Source organism: Solwaraspora sp. WMMD937, from assembly GCF_029581175.1.
GTDB lineage: Bacteria > Actinomycetota > Actinomycetes > Mycobacteriales > Micromonosporaceae > Micromonospora_E.
Genome location: NZ_CP120738.1, coordinates 671230 through 688100, shown reverse-complemented (window position 1 = coordinate 688100; position 16871 = coordinate 671230). Strand labels below are relative to the sequence as shown.

General features: G+C 71.0%; 14 protein-coding genes and 1 pseudogene. 10 read left to right on the top strand and 5 right to left on the bottom strand.

Annotation, left to right across the window (positions count from 1 at the left end; all coding sequences use genetic code 11):
• The first annotated feature begins 45 nt into the window (after positions 1-45).
• The 8 genes from O7621_RS03115 (at position 46) to O7621_RS03080 (ending at position 9668) form a co-directional block, all read left to right on the top strand.
• On the top strand, positions 46-2439 hold the full coding sequence (locus O7621_RS03115) for a DNA polymerase III subunit gamma and tau (RefSeq protein WP_282234438.1): 2394 nt from the start codon (positions 46-48) through the stop codon (positions 2437-2439).
• A 137-nt stretch (positions 2440-2576) separates the two neighbouring features.
• Complete coding sequence (locus O7621_RS03110) at positions 2577-2885, top strand: YbaB/EbfC family nucleoid-associated protein (protein WP_233606442.1); 309 nt, start codon at positions 2577-2579, stop codon at positions 2883-2885.
• A 10-nt stretch (positions 2886-2895) separates the two neighbouring features.
• Positions 2896-3489, top strand: coding sequence for a recombination mediator RecR (gene recR, locus O7621_RS03105; RefSeq protein WP_123603876.1), 594 nt, complete (start codon positions 2896-2898; stop codon positions 3487-3489).
• Positions 3490-3727: 238 nt separating this feature from the next.
• Complete coding sequence (locus O7621_RS03100; RefSeq protein WP_282232637.1) at positions 3728-5389, top strand: ABC transporter substrate-binding protein; 1662 nt, start codon at positions 3728-3730, stop codon at positions 5387-5389.
• 140 nt (positions 5390-5529) lie between these two features.
• Positions 5530-6534 (top strand): ABC transporter permease, encoded by a 1005-nt coding sequence (locus O7621_RS03095; RefSeq protein WP_282232636.1) that lies wholly within the window; start codon positions 5530-5532, stop codon positions 6532-6534.
• Between the two features lie 85 nt (positions 6535-6619).
• Positions 6620-7579 carry an ABC transporter permease gene (locus O7621_RS03090; RefSeq protein WP_282234437.1) on the top strand — a complete coding sequence of 320 codons (960 nt, stop codon included), beginning with the start codon at positions 6620-6622 and terminating at the stop codon, positions 7577-7579.
• A 3-nt stretch (positions 7580-7582) separates the two neighbouring features.
• Positions 7583-8584: an ABC transporter ATP-binding protein gene (locus O7621_RS03085; protein WP_282232635.1), complete on the top strand. Its 1002-nt coding sequence runs from the start codon at positions 7583-7585 to the stop codon at positions 8582-8584.
• The gene (locus O7621_RS03080) at positions 8577-9668 is read left to right on the top strand and encodes an ABC transporter ATP-binding protein (protein WP_282232634.1); all 1092 of its coding nucleotides are present in this window, start codon (positions 8577-8579) and stop codon (positions 9666-9668) included. Before O7621_RS03085 ends, O7621_RS03080 begins: the two co-directional genes overlap by 8 nt.
• A 46-nt stretch (positions 9669-9714) precedes the next feature.
• Here the strand turns inward: O7621_RS03080 and O7621_RS03075 are convergent.
• The 4 genes and pseudogenes from O7621_RS03075 to O7621_RS03060 form a co-directional block, all read right to left on the bottom strand.
• Positions 9715-9957, bottom strand: a pseudogene (locus tag O7621_RS03075) (hypothetical protein); the annotation flags it as partial.
• Between the two features lie 112 nt (positions 9958-10069).
• Positions 10070-10747, bottom strand: a complete 678-nt coding sequence (locus O7621_RS03070) for an HNH endonuclease family protein (protein WP_282234436.1) — start codon at positions 10745-10747, stop codon at positions 10070-10072.
• Between the two features lie 129 nt (positions 10748-10876).
• A complete protein-coding gene (gene leuA, locus O7621_RS03065) occupies positions 10877-12574 on the bottom strand; it encodes a 2-isopropylmalate synthase (RefSeq protein ID WP_282234435.1) in 1698 nt (565 codons plus the stop codon).
• A 493-nt stretch (positions 12575-13067) separates the two neighbouring features.
• Positions 13068-13838 (bottom strand): hypothetical protein, encoded by a 771-nt coding sequence (locus tag O7621_RS03060; protein ID WP_282232633.1) that lies wholly within the window; start codon positions 13836-13838, stop codon positions 13068-13070.
• A gap of 330 nt (positions 13839-14168) precedes the next feature.
• On the opposite strand from O7621_RS03060, the gene O7621_RS03055 reads away from it, so the two are divergent.
• The gene (locus O7621_RS03055; protein ID WP_278172092.1) at positions 14169-15434 is read left to right on the top strand and encodes an aspartate kinase; all 1266 of its coding nucleotides are present in this window, start codon (positions 14169-14171) and stop codon (positions 15432-15434) included.
• Positions 15435-15440: 6 nt separating this feature from the next.
• Positions 15441-16520, top strand: coding sequence for an aspartate-semialdehyde dehydrogenase (locus O7621_RS03050; protein ID WP_282232632.1), 1080 nt, complete (start codon positions 15441-15443; stop codon positions 16518-16520).
• A gap of 115 nt (positions 16521-16635) precedes the next feature.
• Here O7621_RS03050 and O7621_RS03045 read toward each other — a convergent pair whose 3' ends face one another.
• Positions 16636-16836 (bottom strand): AlpA family phage regulatory protein, encoded by a 201-nt coding sequence (locus O7621_RS03045; protein ID WP_282232631.1) that lies wholly within the window; start codon positions 16834-16836, stop codon positions 16636-16638.
• Positions 16837-16871: the final 35 nt, after the last annotated feature.

Below are 16871 nucleotides of genomic sequence, written 5' to 3'. Positions count from 1 at the left end.
TGGCTCCCGGCGTGGAACCTGCCTGGTCGAGAGGAGGCGGTGAGGGTGGCACTGGCGCTCTACCGCAAGTACCGGCCGAGGACGTTCGCCGAGGTCATCGGTCAGGAGCACGTCACCGAGCCGCTGTCGCAGGCGTTGCGGACCGGGCGGCTCAACCACGCGTACCTCTTCTCCGGGCCGCGCGGTTGCGGCAAGACCTCCAGTGCCCGGATCCTGGCCCGCTCGCTCAACTGCGAGCAGGGGCCGACGCCGGAGCCGTGCGGCAAGTGCGACTCGTGCCGCGCCCTGGCCGCCGACGGCAGCGGCTCGATTGACGTCATCGAGATCGACGCGGCCAGCCACGGCGGTGTCGACGACGCCCGTGAGCTGCGCGAACGCGCATTTTTCGCCCCGGCCAGCAGTCGGTTCAAGATCTACGTCATCGACGAGGCGCACATGGTCTCGTCGGCCGGCTTCAACGCGCTGCTCAAGCTGGTCGAGGAGCCGCCGGACTACGTCAAGTTCATCTTCGCCACCACCGAGCCGGAGAAGGTCCTCGGCACGATCAAGTCGCGGACCCACCACTACCCGTTCCGGCTGATCCCGCCGGGGGTGCTGCGGCCGTACCTGGAGCAGCTCTGCTCCGCCGAGGGCGTCAAGGTCGATCCGGCGGTCTTCCCGCTGGTGGTGCGGGCCGGCGGCGGTAGCGCCCGGGACAGCCTGTCGGTGCTCGACCAGCTGATCGCCGGTGCCGGCCCGGAGGGGGTCAGCTACCCACGGGCGGTGGCGCTGCTCGGCGTCACCGACAGCGCCCTGCTGGACGAGATGTGTGACGCCCTCGCCGCCGGCGACGGGGCCGCCGCCTACGCGACCGTCGACCGGGTCGCCGAGGCCGGGCACGATCCCCGCCGGTTCGCCTCCGACCTGTTGGAGCGGCTGCGGGACCTGATCGTGCTGCAGCAGGTGCCGGACGCGGTCAGCAAAGGGCTGATCGACGGGCCGCCCGACCAGATCGACCGGATGACCGCCCAGGCCGAGCGGCTCGGCCCGGCGACGCTGTCGCGGTGCGCCGACACGGTGCACAACGGCCTGGTGGAGATGCGCGGCACCACCGCGCCCCGGCTGCTGCTGGAGCTGGTCTGCGCTCGGATGCTGCTGCCCGGGGCCGAGGAGTCGACCGGGGCGCTGCTGCAGCGGATGGAGCGGATGGAGCGTCGGCTGGCAGCCGGCGTACCAGTGGCGGCCGCCGCCGCGTCGACGCCGGTGGCCTCCGCTCCCGCCGCCGTGGCGCCGGCGGTCTCCGCTCCCGCAGTGGCACCGTCCGGACCGCCCGCTGCGCCGCCCGCCGCTGCCGTACCGGCCGCGCCGCCGGCGGTTGAGCGACCACCGGCCGCCGCGCCGTCCGTACCGCCGGAAGCGGTGATGCCCGACCCGGCCGTCGCCGAGCCGCAGCCGGCCCCGGCCGCGCCGGGCGCGCTCGACGCGGCAACCGTCCGGCGGTCCTGGGACCAGATCCTCGCCATGGTCGGCAACCGGAGCAAGCGGGCCGCCGCGGTGGTCCGCGAGGCGACGGTACGCGACGTCGACGGCGACGTGCTGGTGCTGACGTTTCGGCACAGCGTGCACGCCACCATGCTGTCCGCCTCGCCGGACCTGCTGCTCGAAGCCGTCTACGAGACGCTCGGGGTCCGGTGGCAGATCCGCTGCGAAACCGCCGGTGCGGCGTCCGGTCCGGCCCGGGCCAGCGCCGCCCGGTCGGGCCCGGCGTCACCCGCTGCCGGTCCACCTGCCAACGGTCCGGCCACCGCTGGCCCGCCGGCCGCCACCCGGTCGGCGGCGGCCAGCGCCGCCCGCGCGGCGGCTTCGGGCGGCGGGGCTGCCGGCCGGCCGGGTGCGAGTCGCCCCGGTGGTCGCCAGCCGGCCGGCGGCGGTGACGACTCCGACTGGCCCGAACCGGCCCGACCGGGCGGCGGCGACGCCCCGCCGGTGAACGACGGCCCGTCCGGTAGTGGCCCACCGCCGGGTGGCACCCGGCAGGCCGCTGACGGTGCCCGGCCGGGTGGTGGGGGCGCGTCCACCGGCTCTGGGTCGGGACAACGGTCGGCACCGACGCAACAGAACGGCGCGGCGCGGCAGAACGGCCCGGCGTCGCGGTCGGTCGGTCGGCCGGCGACCGCGACGGCTGGCCGACCGGCGTCGTCGGCGGGGGGCGGTGTCTGGGCCGACGGGTCGTCCGCCGAGGAGCCGCCGTACGACCCGGACTACGACGGTCCGGTCCGGTCCGGTGCCGCGTCCGGTCCGCCACCTGGCCCCGTCTATGAGGGCTTCGACCCGGGCGACGAGCCGCTGGACGAAGTGGTGGACGAGCAGACCGCCCGGCAGAGCAGCGAGGAGCAGGCGATGCAGTTGCTGCGTCAGGCGCTCGGTGCGGAGAAGATCGGCGAAATTGATTCGCGGTGACCGCAACCGGTTCGCGGTGACCAGGCGCGCGGCTTCCGTGCCGGGCGCTGCGGAGCCGGCGGGACGGACTAGGCTGGCCACGGTCCGGCCACACTGATCGAAGGAGCGGTGCCGTGCGCCCCGGTGGACAGCCCAACATGCAGCAGATGCTGAAGCAGGCGCAGAAGATGCAGCAGCAGATGGCGACCGCTCAGGCTGAGCTGGCCGAGGCGGAGGTCACCGGTGTGGCCGGCGGAGGGCTGGTCACGGTGACCCTTTCCGGCGTCGGCGAGATCCGGTCAATCAAGATAGACCCCAGTGCGGTGGACCCGGCGGACGTGGAGACGCTGGAGGATCTGGTGCTGGCCGCGGTCCGCAACGGCAACGACGAGGTCCGCAAGCTGACCGAGGAGAAGATGGGCCCGGTCACGGGCGGCCTCGGCGGTCTCGGACTACCCGGGTTCTGAGCCGCCGCAGATGTACGAAGGCGCCATCCAGGACCTGATCGACGAGCTGGGCCGGCTGCCCGGCGTGGGGCCGAAGAGCGCCCAGCGGATCGCGTTCCACATTCTCTCCGCCGATCCGGCGGACGTCACCCGGCTGGCCACCGCGCTGCGCCGGGTCAAGGACCTGGTCAAGTTCTGCACGGTGTGTTTCAACGTGGCCGAGACCGAGCACTGCCGGATCTGCCGCGACCAGCGGCGCAGTGACGACGTGCTGTGTGTGGTCGAGGAGCCGAAGGACGTCGTGGCGATCGAGCGCACCGGTGAGTTCCGGGGGCGCTACCACGTGCTCGGCGGGGCGATCAATCCGCTGGAGGGGGTCGGCCCGGACAACCTGCGGATCCGGGAGCTGATGCTGCGGTTGGGTTCGGGGACGGTCAAGGAACTGATCTTGGCCACCGACCCGAACACCGAGGGCGAGGCGACCGCAACCTATCTCGCGCTGATGGTGAAGCCGATGGGGATCGCGGTGTCCCGGTTGGCCAGTGGCCTGCCGGTCGGCGGCGACCTGGAGTACGCCGACGAGATCACCCTGGGCCGGGCGTTCGAAGGCCGACGTTCGGTCTGACACCGGGTCGGCGAAACACACGAAACATGTAACAACTTGGCATAGCCCAATCTCGGACATATCTGGCCTATCATCGGCGCTGTAGGGTTCGATCGTCGTTGACGGGACAGTTAAGACACGATCCGGTACCAACCGCGTTCCGGCTGGTTTCCGGTCGCGCCGAACGCCGGCTAAGGTCTCGCCATCGGTGACCCCCGTCACTACGTTGTCCGTACCCAAAGGACGAGGTGAAGCACCCATGCGTGCACCCAGGCCGAAGGCCGCCATCGCGGCCGTCGCGGTCGCGGCGCTGGCCCTAGCCGGCTGCGCCGAGAGCGAGCGTGACGACTCCGGCGACTCCAGCGATGCCACCCTGGTCTTCGGCGTAGCCGGCGACCCGAAGGTCCTCGACCCCAGCTTCGCCAGCGACGGCGAATCGCTGCGGGTGGCCCGGCAGATGTTCGAGACCCTGGTCCGTCCCGAAGAGGGCGGTACGGCGATCACACCCGGTCTGGCCGAGAGCTGGACCCCGGACGAGTCCGGTACCGTGTGGACGTTCAAGCTGAAGTCCGGCGTCAAGTTCCACGACGGCACCGACTTCAACGCCGAGGCGGTCTGTGTCAACTTCGACCGCTGGTACAACGCGACCGGCCTGATGCAGAGCCCCGACGTCACCGCCTACTGGCAGGACGTGATGGGCGGCTTCGCCAACAACGAGAGCGAAGACCTGCCGGAGAGCCTGTTCGAGTCGTGCACCGTGGTCGACGACACCACCGTGGACCTGGCGTTCACCCGGGTCTCCAGCAAGATCCCGGCGGCCCTGATGCTGCCGTCGTTCTCCATCCACTCGCCGGCGGCGCTGGAGGAGCACAACGCCAGCGACGTGACCGGCAGCGCCGACGACATCTCCTACCCGGCGTACGCGTTGGAGCACCCCACCGGCACCGGGCCGTTCAAGTTCGACAGCTGGGACATCGCGAACAAGACCCTCACCCTGGTCCGCAACGACGACTACGCCGGTGAGAAGGCGAAGGTCAAGACGTTGATCTTCCGGACCATCTCGGACGAGAACGCCCGCAAGCAGGAGCTGCGCAACGGCGGCATCCAGGGCTACGACCTGGTCGGCCCGGCCGACGTGCAGCCGCTCAAGGACGACGGCTTCAACGTGCTCACCCGCCCGGCGTTCAACGTCCTCTACCTGGCGATGAACCAGCAGGGCAACCCGGCGCTGGCCGATATCCGGGTCCGGCAGGCGATCGCCCACGCGCTGAACCGGCAGGCGCTGGTCGACTCGAAGATGCCACCCGGAGCCGAGGTGGCCACCCAGTTCGTCCCGCCGACCATCGAGGGCTGGAACTCCGACGTCACCACCTACGACTACGACGTGGCGAAGGCCAAGGAACTGCTGGCCGAGGCCGGCCACTCGGACCTGACGCTGCGGTTCCACTACCCGACCGAGGTCACCCGGCCGTACATGCCGAACCCGAAGGACATCTTCGAGCTGCTCGCCGCCGACCTGCGGGAGGCCGGGATCACCGTCGAACCGATCCCGCTGAAGTGGTCGCCGGACTACCTCAACGCCACCACCTCCGGCAACGCGCACGACCTGCACCTGCTCGGCTGGACCGGTGACTACGGCGACGCCTACAACTTCATCGGTACGTTCTTCGACCGGCCGAAGGACGAGTGGGGCTACGACAACCCGGACCTGTTCGCCAAGTTCGTCGAGGCCGACGGCACCGCCGACATCGAGGCCCGCTACGAGCTGTACCGGGACCTGAACGCCGACATCATGGAGTTCCTGCCGGGCGTGCCGGTCTCGCACTCCCCGCCGGCGATCGTCTTCGCTGAGGAAGTGATCGGGGTGCAGGCCAGCCCGCTCACCGACGAGCGGTTCGCCACCGCCGAGTTCACGTCCTGAAATCCACCAGTGAACTAGCGAAGATCCACGAGTGAACTAGCGAACGGAACGAGGGCGGGCGTCAGCCGCCACCCGGGCCACCAGTCCGGGTGGCGGCGGCGCCCGCCCACGCGACCCTCCACACCCCCTGCCGAGGCACCGTGTTCCGCTTCATCGTCCGACGACTGCTCCAACTCGTACCCACGCTGTTCGGTCTCTCCCTGCTGCTGTTCATCTGGCTGCACCGACTGCCCGGCGGCCCGGAGTCCGCGATCCTCGGTGAGCGCGGCACCCCGGAGATGCGCGCCGCGATCCGCCGCAACCTCGGCCTCGACGAGCCGATCCTGATCCAGTACGGCCGGTTCATGAAGCGGCTGCTGCAGCTCGACCTCGGCACCTCGATCTCCACTAAACGTGAGGTCACCACCGAGTTCCTGCAACGCTTCCCAGGCACCGTCGAGCTGACCGCCGCCGCCATGCTGATCGCGATCGGGGTCGGAATCCCGCTCGGCTACCTGGCCGCCCGCCGCCGCGGCACCCTGCTCGACCACGGATCGGTCGCCGGCTCGCTGATCGGCATCTGCGTCCCGGTCTTCTTCCTGGCGTACGTGCTGAAGGCGATCTTCGCGGTGAACCTCGGCTGGTTCCCGTCCAGCGGCCGGCAGGACCCCCGCATCGACGCCACCCGGGTGACCAACTTCTTCGTCCTGGACGGACTGCTGACCCGGGAGTGGGACGCCTCGCTCAACGCGCTGTGGCACCTGGTGCTGCCAGGGTTGGCCCTGGCCAGCATCCCGCTGGCGATCATCGTCCGGATCACCCGGGCCAGTGTGCTGGAAGTGCTCGGCGAGGACTTCGTCCGCACCGCCCAGGCCAAGGGCCTGACCGGCCGGGTGATCCGCCGCCGGCATGTGCTGCGCAACGCGATGCTGCCGGTGGCCACCAGCATCGGCCTGCTCACCGGCGGGCTGCTCTCCGGTGCGGTCCTCACCGAGACCGTGTTCGCCTTCGGCGGCATCGGTGCGTTCGTCGCCGACGCCATCAGCCAGCGCGACTACCCCGTACTGCAGGGTTTCATCCTGATCATCGCGTTGGTCTACGTGCTGGTGAACCTGTTGGTGGACATCTCCTACACCTTCATCGACCCGAGGGTACGGGTCCGGTGAGCGGGCGGTTGGTCGGTACGGGTGGACAGGACTGCGGCGAGCGCGGCCCGCAGCCGCGGACGGAGGCGGCCCGATGAGTGACGTACTGAGCCCGGGGCGGAAGAAGGCGAAGCTGGACCGGCTCGCCGAGCTGTCCGCGGCGCACGACGACGAACGCGGCGTCAGCCTCTGGCAGGAGGCGTTCCGCAGGCTGCGCCGCAACCCGGCGGCGATCGTCGGCACCGTCATACTCGGCGTCTTCCTGCTGGTCGCCCTGGTCGGCCCGTTCCTGGTGCCGTACGACCCGGCGGCGCAGCTGTGGAAGGACGAAATCCGCGAGGCGCAGGCCTTCTACCCGGGGCCGCGTGCGGAGAACTGGTTCGGCGTGGACCACCTCGGCCGCGACGAGTTCAGCCGGATGATCGTCGGCGCCCGGCAGACCCTGCTGGTCGGCGTCGTCGCCACCATGATCGGGCTGTCCGTCGGCACGCTGATCGGTGGCCTGGCCGGTGCCGCCGCCGGCCTCGGCGGACGGTGGGGCCGCTGGGTGGACACCGTGCTGATGCGGATCGTCGACATGCTGCTGGCGCTGCCCAGCCTGCTGCTGGCGATCAGCATCGCGGCGCTGCTCGGGGCCAGCCTGACCACCGTCATGATCGCGGTCGGCATGGTCTCGGTGCCGATCTTCGCCCGGCTGCTGCGCGGCTCGATGCTCGCCCAGTCGAACAGCGACTACGTCCTCGCCGCCACCTCCCTGGGGGTCCGGCGAAGCAAGGTGGCGCTGACGCACATCCTGCCGAACTCACTCGCCCCGGTGATCGTGCAGTCCACGCTCACCCTGGCCACCGCGATCATCGAGGTGGCCGCGCTGTCGTTCCTGGGGCTCGGCAACCCGGACGCGTCGATCCCGGAATGGGGGGTGATGCTGGCCGACGCGCAGCGCTACCTGGACGCCGCGCCCCGGCTCGCGATCCTGCCCGCGCTGGGCATCATCATCACCGCGTTGGGCTTCACCCTGCTGGGCGAGGCGATGCGCGAAGCCCTCGACCCGAAACTGCGGAAGTGAGCCATGGCGCTGCTCGACGTGGATGAACTGGCGGTCACCTTCGCCCGGCGGGGGCAGCGGACCGTGCACGCGGTCGACGGGGTGTCCTTCTCGGTCGACGCCGGTGAGGTGACCGGACTGGTCGGCGAGTCCGGCTGCGGCAAGAGCGTCACCTCGTTGGCGATCATGGGGTTGCTGCCGGCCGGCAAGGGCGTGCGGGTCCAGGGCAAGGCCGCGTTCGACGGCACCGACCTGCTGCAACTCGATCCCCGGGCGATGCGGGACGTACGGGGCCGCGACGTGGCGATGATCTTCCAGGATCCGCTCTCCTCGCTGAACCCGGTGGTGCCGATCGGGGTGCAGGTCACCGAGGTGCTGGTCCGGCACCGGGGGATGCGCGGCGAGGCCGCCCGGCTCGAAGCCGAGCACCTGCTGGACCGAGTCGGCATCCCGGACCCCACCCGCCGGTTGAAGGAGTACCCGCACCAGCTGTCCGGCGGGATGCGGCAGCGGGCGTTGATCGCGATGGCGGTCGCCTGCCAGCCCCGGCTGCTGATCGCCGACGAGCCGACCACCGCGCTGGACGTGACGATCCAGGCGCAGATCCTGGAACTGCTCAAGGACCTGGTACGCGAGTCCGGCACCGCGCTGGTGATGATCACCCACGATCTGGGGGTGGTCGCCGGCATGTGCGACACGATCAACGTGCTGTACGGCGGTCGGGTGGTCGAGACGGCCCGCCGACGTCCACTGTTCGCGGCACCGCGCCACCCGTACACGGTGGGCCTGCTCGGCTCGATCCCCCGGCTCGACGCGGGCCACGGCCAGCGACTGCGACCCATCCCCGGCTCGGTCCGGGACCTGCTGCCCTGGCTGGACGGCTGTGCCTTCGCGCCGCGTTGCGCCCGCCAGGTGGACGCCTGCCTCGGTGCCGCGCCGCAGCTGCGCCGGGAGCCGGACGGGCACGCGTTCCGCTGCGTCAATCCGCCCGAGACCGACGACACGGGGGAGGCCACCGGTGAATGAGCCACTGGTCGAGGTCCGCGACCTCAAGGTGCACTTTCCGATCACCCGGGGCGTCCTGCTGGACCGGGTGGTCGGGCACGTTCGAGCGGTCGACGGGGTTGACCTGCGGATCGCCCGGGGCGAGACGTACGGCCTGGTGGGCGAGTCGGGCTGCGGCAAGTCGACGCTCGGCCGGGCCATCCTGCAGCTGACCCCGCCGACCGGCGGAGAGGTGGTCTTCGACGGAGTGACGTTGAACCGGCTGCCGGCGGCCAAGCTCCGGACCATGCGCCGCCGCTTCCAGATGATCTTCCAGGACCCGATGTCCAGCCTGGACCCGCGGCAGAACGTCGAGTCGATCCTGGTCGAAGGACTGCAGGCGCACGACATCGGTGCCGACCGCACCGAGCGCCGACGAATCGTCGGCGAAGCGCTCGACGCGGTCGGCCTGCCCCGCTGGGCGCTGTCCCGCTACCCGCACGAGTTCTCCGGCGGCCAGCGGCAGCGGATCGGCATCGCCCGCGCGCTGGTCCTCGGCCCTGAGCTGATCGTCGCCGACGAACCGGTCTCCGCCCTGGACGTGTCGATCCAGGCCCAGGTGATCAACCTGCTGGACGAGCTGCAGATCGAACGCGGCCTCACCTACCTGGTGATCGCCCACGACCTGGCGGTGGTCCGCCACATCTCGGACACCATCGGGGTGATGTACCTCGGCGCGCTGGTCGAGGAGGCACCCGGGGACCAGCTCTACCGCGAGCCGCTGCACCCGTACACCCGGGCGTTGCTGTCGGCCGTGCCGGTGCCGGACCCGGAGGTGGAGGACCGCCGGGAGCGGATCCTGCTGGCCGGGGACCTGCCGTCGCCGGCAAACCCGCCGGCCGGCTGCCGGTTCCACACCCGGTGCCCGTGGGCGCAGCCGACCCGCTGCGCCGACGAGCGGCCCGTGCTGCGCGAGATCGGCCCGTCCCGGGTGGCCTGCCACTGGGCCGAGCAGATCGCCGCCGGGTCGCTGCGCCCGCACCGGACGACCCCGGAAGCGGTCGCCCCCGCCGGTGCCGGCACCGCGCCGGCCACCGTCTCCGCCCCGCACGAACCGCTGCCGTAGCCGTCCGCGCCCCCGCGAGCCGCTGCGGTACGGGTTGTCCGCCGTTTCAGCCGTCCGGGCGGTGCAGCAGGCCGACCGCGATGGCGTGTACGGCGTCCAGGCCGGCCGGGTCGGCCAGGTCGGCCCGGCCGCCGGTCACCACGTACCACTCCGCGGCCTCCTTGTACTGCACGCGGAGGGTGACCTGGCCGGCGGCGAACTCGGTGCGCAGCGTCAACTCGCCGGTGATCACACCGACCTCGTCGGTCATCACCCCGCCCGGCCCGGCGACGATGTCCCGGGTGCGGCTCGACTCCACCGGCTCGCCCATGGTCAGCTCCTGTCCTCTCGTCGGCCACCCGTACCACCGTCACCGACCGGCCAGGTGTCACCGACCGGTCGGTGTCACCGACCGGTCGCGGTCACGGACAGGTGGTCAGCATGTCGGCCAGCGCCGCTTTCTCCGGCTCGGTGACCGACAGCTCCCAGTAGTGCTTGACCGTGATCCAGTCCTGGGCGTACTGGCACCAGTAGTCCCGGTTCGGCGGCTTCCACTGCGACGGGTCCTGGTCACCCTTTGCCCGGTTGGTCGACGCGGAAACCGCGATCAGCTGCGGACGGTCCAGGTCGTTGGCGAACTCGCGGCGCTGGTCGTCGTCCCACTCGTCGGCACCGGAGCGCCAGGCGTTGGCCAGCGGGACGATGTGGTCGATGTCGAGGTCGCCGGGGTCGGTGAAGGACTCGCCGTCGAACGCGCTGAGCCACTGCCCGCCGACCACGTTGCAGCCGTCCAGTTCAATCGCCGTGCCGTCGCGTTCCAGCACGGTGTCCCGGACGTCGCAGTTGCTGCCGGCGGAGCTCCAGTGCGGAAAGTGGTCCCGGCTGTAGCCCCGCATCGAGCCGGCGGACGCCACGGTCAGCTGGTCGAGCAACGCGGACGCCTGATCAGCGGAGCCGTCGCCGGAGCCGTCCGCCGACCCGTCGGGCGGCGCGGCGGTGGGGGAGCCGAGGGTGATGTCGACGGACTCGCAGCCGGCGGTCGCGACGAGCGCCAGGGCGGCGGCTACCGCGACCGCCGCCCGGCGCGGGTCGAATCGGATGGTCCAGGGACGCTGTCGAAAAGGGGTTCGCACCTGCTTAGCTTGCGGGTGCCCGGCGGTCAGCGCCAGGCACCCGCCGTCCCGGCGTTTCGCCGGAACCATAGTGGATCTTGGCTCGGTGCCGCCGGCTCAGCCGGCGCGCCGGCTGCGGTTCACCGCACTGGTCACCGCCCGCACCGAGGCGATCACGATGTTCGAGTCCAGTCCGACGCCCCAGACCGTACGGTCGCCGACCTCGCACTCCACGTACGCCGCCGCCTGCGCGTCGCCACCGGCGGAGAGCGCGTGCTCGTGGTAGTCCAGCACCCGCACGCCGACGTTCACCGCCTGCAGCGCGTTGACGTACGCGTCGATCGGGCCGTTGCCCGCCGATTCCAGGGTGCGTCGGACGCCGTCGACCACGACCACCGAGGTCGCCTCCACCTTGCCGTCGACGGTGCTCGTCGCGTACGACTCCAGGGTCACCGCCGGTTCGGTCCGCTGACCTCCGAGGTACTCGTCGGCGAAGATCTCCCACATCCGCTGCGGCTCGATCTCGCCGCCGGAGTCGTCGGTGACCGCCTGCACCACGCCGGAGAACTCGATCTGCAGCCGCCGGGGCAGGTCCAGGTTGTGTTCCTGGCGCATCACGTACGCCACCCCGCCCTTGCCGGACTGCGAGTTGACCCGGATCACCGCCTCGTAGGTGCGCCCCACGTCACGCGGGTCGATCGGCAGGTACGGCACCCCCCACGAGTGGTCGTCGACCTGGACACCGGCCGCGTCGGCGTCGACCGCCAGCGCGTCGAAACCCTTCTTGATGGCATCCTGGTGGGAGCCGGAGAACGCGGTGTAGACCAGGTCCCCGGCGTACGGATGCCGCTCGTGCACCGGAAGCTGGTTGCAGTACTCGACGGCCCGCTTGATCTCGTCGATCTGGCTGAAGTCGATCTGCGGGTCGACACCCTGGCTGAACAGGTTCAGCCCCAGAGTCACCAGGTCGACGTTGCCGGTGCGTTCACCGTTGCCGAACAGGCAGCCCTCGATCCGGTCCGCGCCGGCCAGCAGACCCAGCTCGGCGGCGGCCACCGCGGTGCCCCGGTCGTTGTGCGGATGCAGCGACAGCACGACGCTCTCCCGCTGCGGCAACCGCCGGTGCATCCACTCGATCGAGTCGGCGTACACGTTGGGGGTGGCCATCTCGACAGTCGCCGGCAGGTTGATGATCAGCGGCCGGTCCGGGGTCGGCGCGATCACGTCGATGACCGCGCTGCACACCTCCAGCGCGTAGTCCAGCTCGGTGCCGGTGTACGACTCGGGGGAGTACTCGTAGAAGATGTCGGTGTCCGGGGTGTGGATCTCGGCGTACTTCTGGCACAGCCGCGCCCCGGTGGTGGCGATGTCGGTGATCCCGGCCTTGTCCAGGCCGAAGACCACCCGGCGCTGCAGCACCGACGTCGAGTTGTAGAAGTGCACGATGGCCCGCTTCGCGCCGCGCAGCGACTCGAAGGTCCGGTCGATCAGATGCTCCCGGCACTGGGTCAGCACCTGGATCGTGACGTCGTCGGGGATCAGGTCCTGCTCGATCAGCTGCCGGACGAACTCGAAATCGGTCTGGCTGGCCGCCGGGAAGCCGACCTCGATCTCCTTGTAGCCCATCTGCACCAGCAGCTGGAACATCCGGCGTTTGCGGTCCGGCGACATCGGGTCGATCAGCGCCTGGTTGCCGTCACGCAGGTCGACGGCACACCACCGGGGCGGCTGCTCGATGCGGCGGGTCGGCCACTGCCGGTCGGGTACGTCGACGGCGAACTGCTGGTGGTAGGGCAGATAACGCTGGTACGCCATCCGGCTCGGCTGCTGCCGGGCGATCGGATCGGTGGCGGGCTGGTCGGTGGCGACCGGATCGGTGGCGGGCTGGACGTCGGCGGACTGCCGTGCTGGGCCGGCGGTTGGCTGTGCCATGGTGCGATCTCCTGGTCTGGGAAGGTCCCGCGCTGTCGCGTCCGTCGGCCGGCGCCGGCACCTCGGCCCGGGGCGGCCGGCAGGTCCCGGCGGCGAGCCGGTGACGGTGGCTGCGTCGGTCGCGGTAGGCCGGGTCGGTACGGCGTAGGCGCGGCCCGGTTCGGTCAGCTGGGCGGCGCGCTCGCACAGGTGCGGCGAACGGTGCCGGAGCGGCTGGACAGCGTGGGCGCGGATGGGGTCAAGGCGGCGCGGGTCAACTCCGCGACGAGGTGCCGGCCTCGGGGGCCTCGTCGCGGCAGCGAAGGAGGAGCGCCTGCCACATGACGGCTCTCACCCTACGTGGTGATCGCGGGTTGGCAAAGCCCGGCCGGAAATCTCAGCCGGTGCCGGTCGTGGATCCGCTGCTCGTCGCCGGGGTTCCGGCCGAGCCCGGCGGCACCCCGGCGGTCACCGGGCCCGGCAGCGTGATCGACGGCGGGGCCGCGCCCGGCTGGCCCGCAAGCAGCAGCGTCCCGAGCTCCACCCGTGCGCCGGTGAGGGTGCCGTCCGGGCGGTAGCAGTAGATGCCCACATCCAGCGGAGGCTGCAACGAGGTGGTGGTCGACTCCACGGAGAAGCAGGTGCCATCGACGCCGTCGAGCGGCTCGGTCACCGACACCGCCAGCGGGGCACGCCGGTCGGCCAGCACCGCCCGCCAGTCGGCGAACAGGTGGTGCAGTCGAGGGTCGAGCGCCGGCTCGACCGCTGCGTCCGGGTCGCCCAACCGGGCACAGTACGGCGTCACCGGGTTGGCGGCCGACGGCAGCGCACACCGGAACAGGCCCTCGGCGTTCTGCGCCATCGCGACATCGCCCGTACCGCTCGCGCTACCTGGGGCACCGCCCGGAATGTCCACCCGCCACCCGCCGTCCTCGGCCAGGGTCACCGCCACCGTCCGGTCCGGCCGACCCGGTGTCTGCAACGTGTAGAACGCCGTCATCCGCAGGTCGCTGGCGGCGGCGGCCGCCGCCGCCAACTGCGCCCGCGGCTCGGCCGGCGGGGCGCTACCCGGCGCCGACGGCGAGTGCTCGCCGCTCGGTGTGCCCCGCGGCGATGTCACCGGATCGGTCGAATCGCAGCCCAGCAGGGACAACGTGACGAACGCCACGCAAGCCAGCGCGGCAGGCGACTTTCGCGACGCTACGGCACCCCGGGAACGCATCCGCCCATTCTGCGTACCCGGTCGGGTTTTGCGGCCGGGCGGCCCACGGACACGCTGATTTCCGTCGCCGGCCCGCTGACGACCTGGGGCCTTACGGTCCGACGGCGGGCCGTCGGCGTGTCGCGAACCGGGCCGGGCCGAACGACCGGCCGCCCCCGACGGACACGGGCGGTGACCGCACCCGGCCGGATCGTGGGAACGGCTGTCTGCGCGGGCTCCGGACGCCGGTACCCTGATGCCGGCAGGTTGGCAGCAGCTGGAGGGGAGTGGACCGCCGTGGCACTGGTGGTGCAGAAGTACGGCGGGTCCTCGGTCGCCGACGCCGAACGCATCAAGCGGGTCGCCGAGCGGATCGTCGCGGCCCGCAAGTCCGGCGACGACGTCGTGGTGGTCGTCTCCGCGATGGGCGACACCACCGACGAGCTGCTCGACCTCGCCGGGCAGATCAGTCCGCTGCCGCCCGGCCGGGAGCTGGACATGCTGCTCACCTCCGGCGAGCGGATCTCGATGGCACTGCTCGCCATGGCCATCCACAACCTGGGCTACGAGGCCCGGTCCTACACCGGCTCGCAGGCCGGTGTGCTGACCACCTCGGTGCACGGCCGGGCCCGGATCATCGACGTCACCCCGGGCCGGTTGCAGGGCGCCCTGGACGAGGGCTCGGTGGCGATCGTGGCCGGTTTCCAGGGCGTGTCCCAGGACACCAAGGACATCACCACGCTGGGCCGCGGTGGTTCGGACACCACGGCGGTGGCGCTCGCCGCCGCGCTGCAGGCCGACGTCTGCGAGATCTACACCGACGTCGACGGAGTCTTCACCGCCGACCCCCGGATCGTGCCGAACGCCCGGCACATCAAACAGATCACCTACGAGGAGATGCTGGAGCTGGCCGCCTGCGGGGCGAAGGTGCTGCACCTGCGCAGCGTCGAGTACGCCCGCCGGGCCGGCCTGCCAATCCACGTCCGCTCGTCGTACTCGACCAACACCGGCACCATGGTGACCGGATCGATGGAGGATCTTTCCGTGGAGCAAGCACTCATCACCGGAGTCGCCCACGACCGGAGCGAGGCGAAGATCACCATCGTCGGCGTTCCCGACGAGCCGGGCGCCGCCGCCCGCATCTTCGAGACGGTGGCCAACGCGGAGACCAACATCGACATGATCGTGCAGAACGTGTCGACCGAGGGCACCGGCCGCACCGACGTCTCCTTCACCCTGCCGAAGGCGGACGGCCCGACCGCGATGGCGGCGCTGGGCAAGGAGCAGGAGCGGATCGCCTTCAAGGGCCTGCTCTACGACGACCACGTCGGCAAGGTGTCACTGATCGGTGCCGGGATGCGTTCCCACCCGGGCGTGGCCGCCAACTTCTTCGCCGCCCTCGCCGACGCCGGCGTCAACATCGAGATGATCTCCACCTCGGAGATCCGGGTCTCGGTCGTCTGCCGGGACACCGACCTGGACGCGGCGGTACGCGCGGTGCACGCCGCCTTCGACCTCGGCGGTACGGAGGAGGCGGTGGTCTACGCAGGCACCGGCCGGTGAGCCCCGGTGCCTGACGCCAGGGCACGCCCGCTGCCCACCCTCGCGGTGCTCGGTGCGACCGGAGCCGTCGGTGCCGTCATGTGCGAACTGCTCACCTCACGGGCCAACGTCTGGGGCGAGATCCGGTTGCTGGCCTCACCCCGCTCCGCAGGACGGCTGGTGCGCTGCCGGGGCGAGGAGCTGCCGGTGCACCAGGTCAGCCCGGAAGCCTTCGACGAGGTCGATGTCGTCATGGTGGACGTGCCGGACGACGTGTCCCGGCAGTGGACACCGGTCGCCACCGGGCGCGGCGCGACCGTGGTGGACAACTCGGGTGCGTTCCGGATGGACCCCGGCGTACCGCTGGTCGTGCCGGAGATCAACGCCGAGCAGGTACGTCGCCGGCCGCGCCGGATCGTCTCCAACGCCAACTGCACCGTCCTGGCCATGATCGTCGCGATCGCCCCGCTGCACCGCGAGTACGGCCTGCGCGAGCTGGTGCTGGCCAGCTACCAGTCGGTCTCCGGCGCCGGGCGGTTCGGCGTGGACCTGCTGCACAGCCAACTGACCAGGGCGGCCAGCGACCGTACGCTCGGCTCCCGGCCCGGCGACGTACGCCAGGCGGTGGGCGACGACCTCGGCCCGTTCCCGGCGCCGCTGGCGCTCAACGTGGTGCCGTTCACCGGCGAGCTGGCCGACGCCGGCTGGTCCACCGAGGAGCTGAAACTCCGCGACGAGTCCCGCAAGATCCTCGGCCTGCCGGATCTGAAGGTCTCGTCCACCTGTGTGCGGGTGCCGGTGGTGACCGGACATTCGGTCGCCGTACACGCGGTCTTCGGCAGTGAGGTGACCGCGGACGGTGCCCGCGAGGTGCTGCGCAACGCGCCCGGGGTGATCGTGGTCGACGACCCGGCGAACGCCGAGTTCCCGATGCCGATCGACGCGGTCGGCACCGAACCCTCCTGGGTCGGCCGGATCCGTCGGTCGATGGACGACCCCCGGGCCATCGACTTCTTCGTCACCGGCGACAACCTGCGCAAGGGTTCGGCGCTGAACACCATCCAGATCGCCGAACTGATCGCCCGGGACCTCACCAAGCAGCGCTGACGCATTGGGCCGGCCACTGAGGCAATCGAAAGAGTAACCCGGCCCACGAAGGGGCCGGGCGGTCTGTCTGAAGTATGGCATGGGGCTACACGCCGATGCTCGGAGCCGCCTGCGATCACTCTTCGGTGTCGTGGAGGTCCGGTCGGTGCTGCTTGATCCATTGTTCGACGTCATCGGTACGCCAGATCCGGCCGACGGACAACACCGCCACCGGGTCAGGGAACGACTTCGAGTTGGTGACCTGGTAAGCGCGGGTACGCGAGACGCTGAGCATCTCCTGTACCTCCTGGCTCGCCACCAGCCGAAGCTCTCCCATGCAGCCACGGTAGGAGCATGCGAACTGAACACATG

Coding starts and splice junctions, on each gene's coding strand:
- O7621_RS03045 (WP_282232631.1), bottom strand. CDS start 16,836: ATGGGAGAGCTTCGGCTGGTGGCGAGCCAGGAGGTACAGGAGATGCTC.
- recR (WP_123603876.1), top strand. CDS start 2,896: ATGTACGAAGGCGCCATCCAGGACCTGATCGACGAGCTGGGCCGGCTG.
- leuA (WP_282234435.1), bottom strand. CDS start 12,574: ATGGCGTACCAGCGTTATCTGCCCTACCACCAGCAGTTCGCCGTCGAC.
- O7621_RS03085 (WP_282232635.1), top strand. CDS start 7,583: ATGGCGCTGCTCGACGTGGATGAACTGGCGGTCACCTTCGCCCGGCGG.
- O7621_RS03100 (WP_282232637.1), top strand. CDS start 3,728: ATGCGTGCACCCAGGCCGAAGGCCGCCATCGCGGCCGTCGCGGTCGCG.
- O7621_RS03110 (WP_233606442.1), top strand. CDS start 2,577: ATGCAGCAGATGCTGAAGCAGGCGCAGAAGATGCAGCAGCAGATGGCG.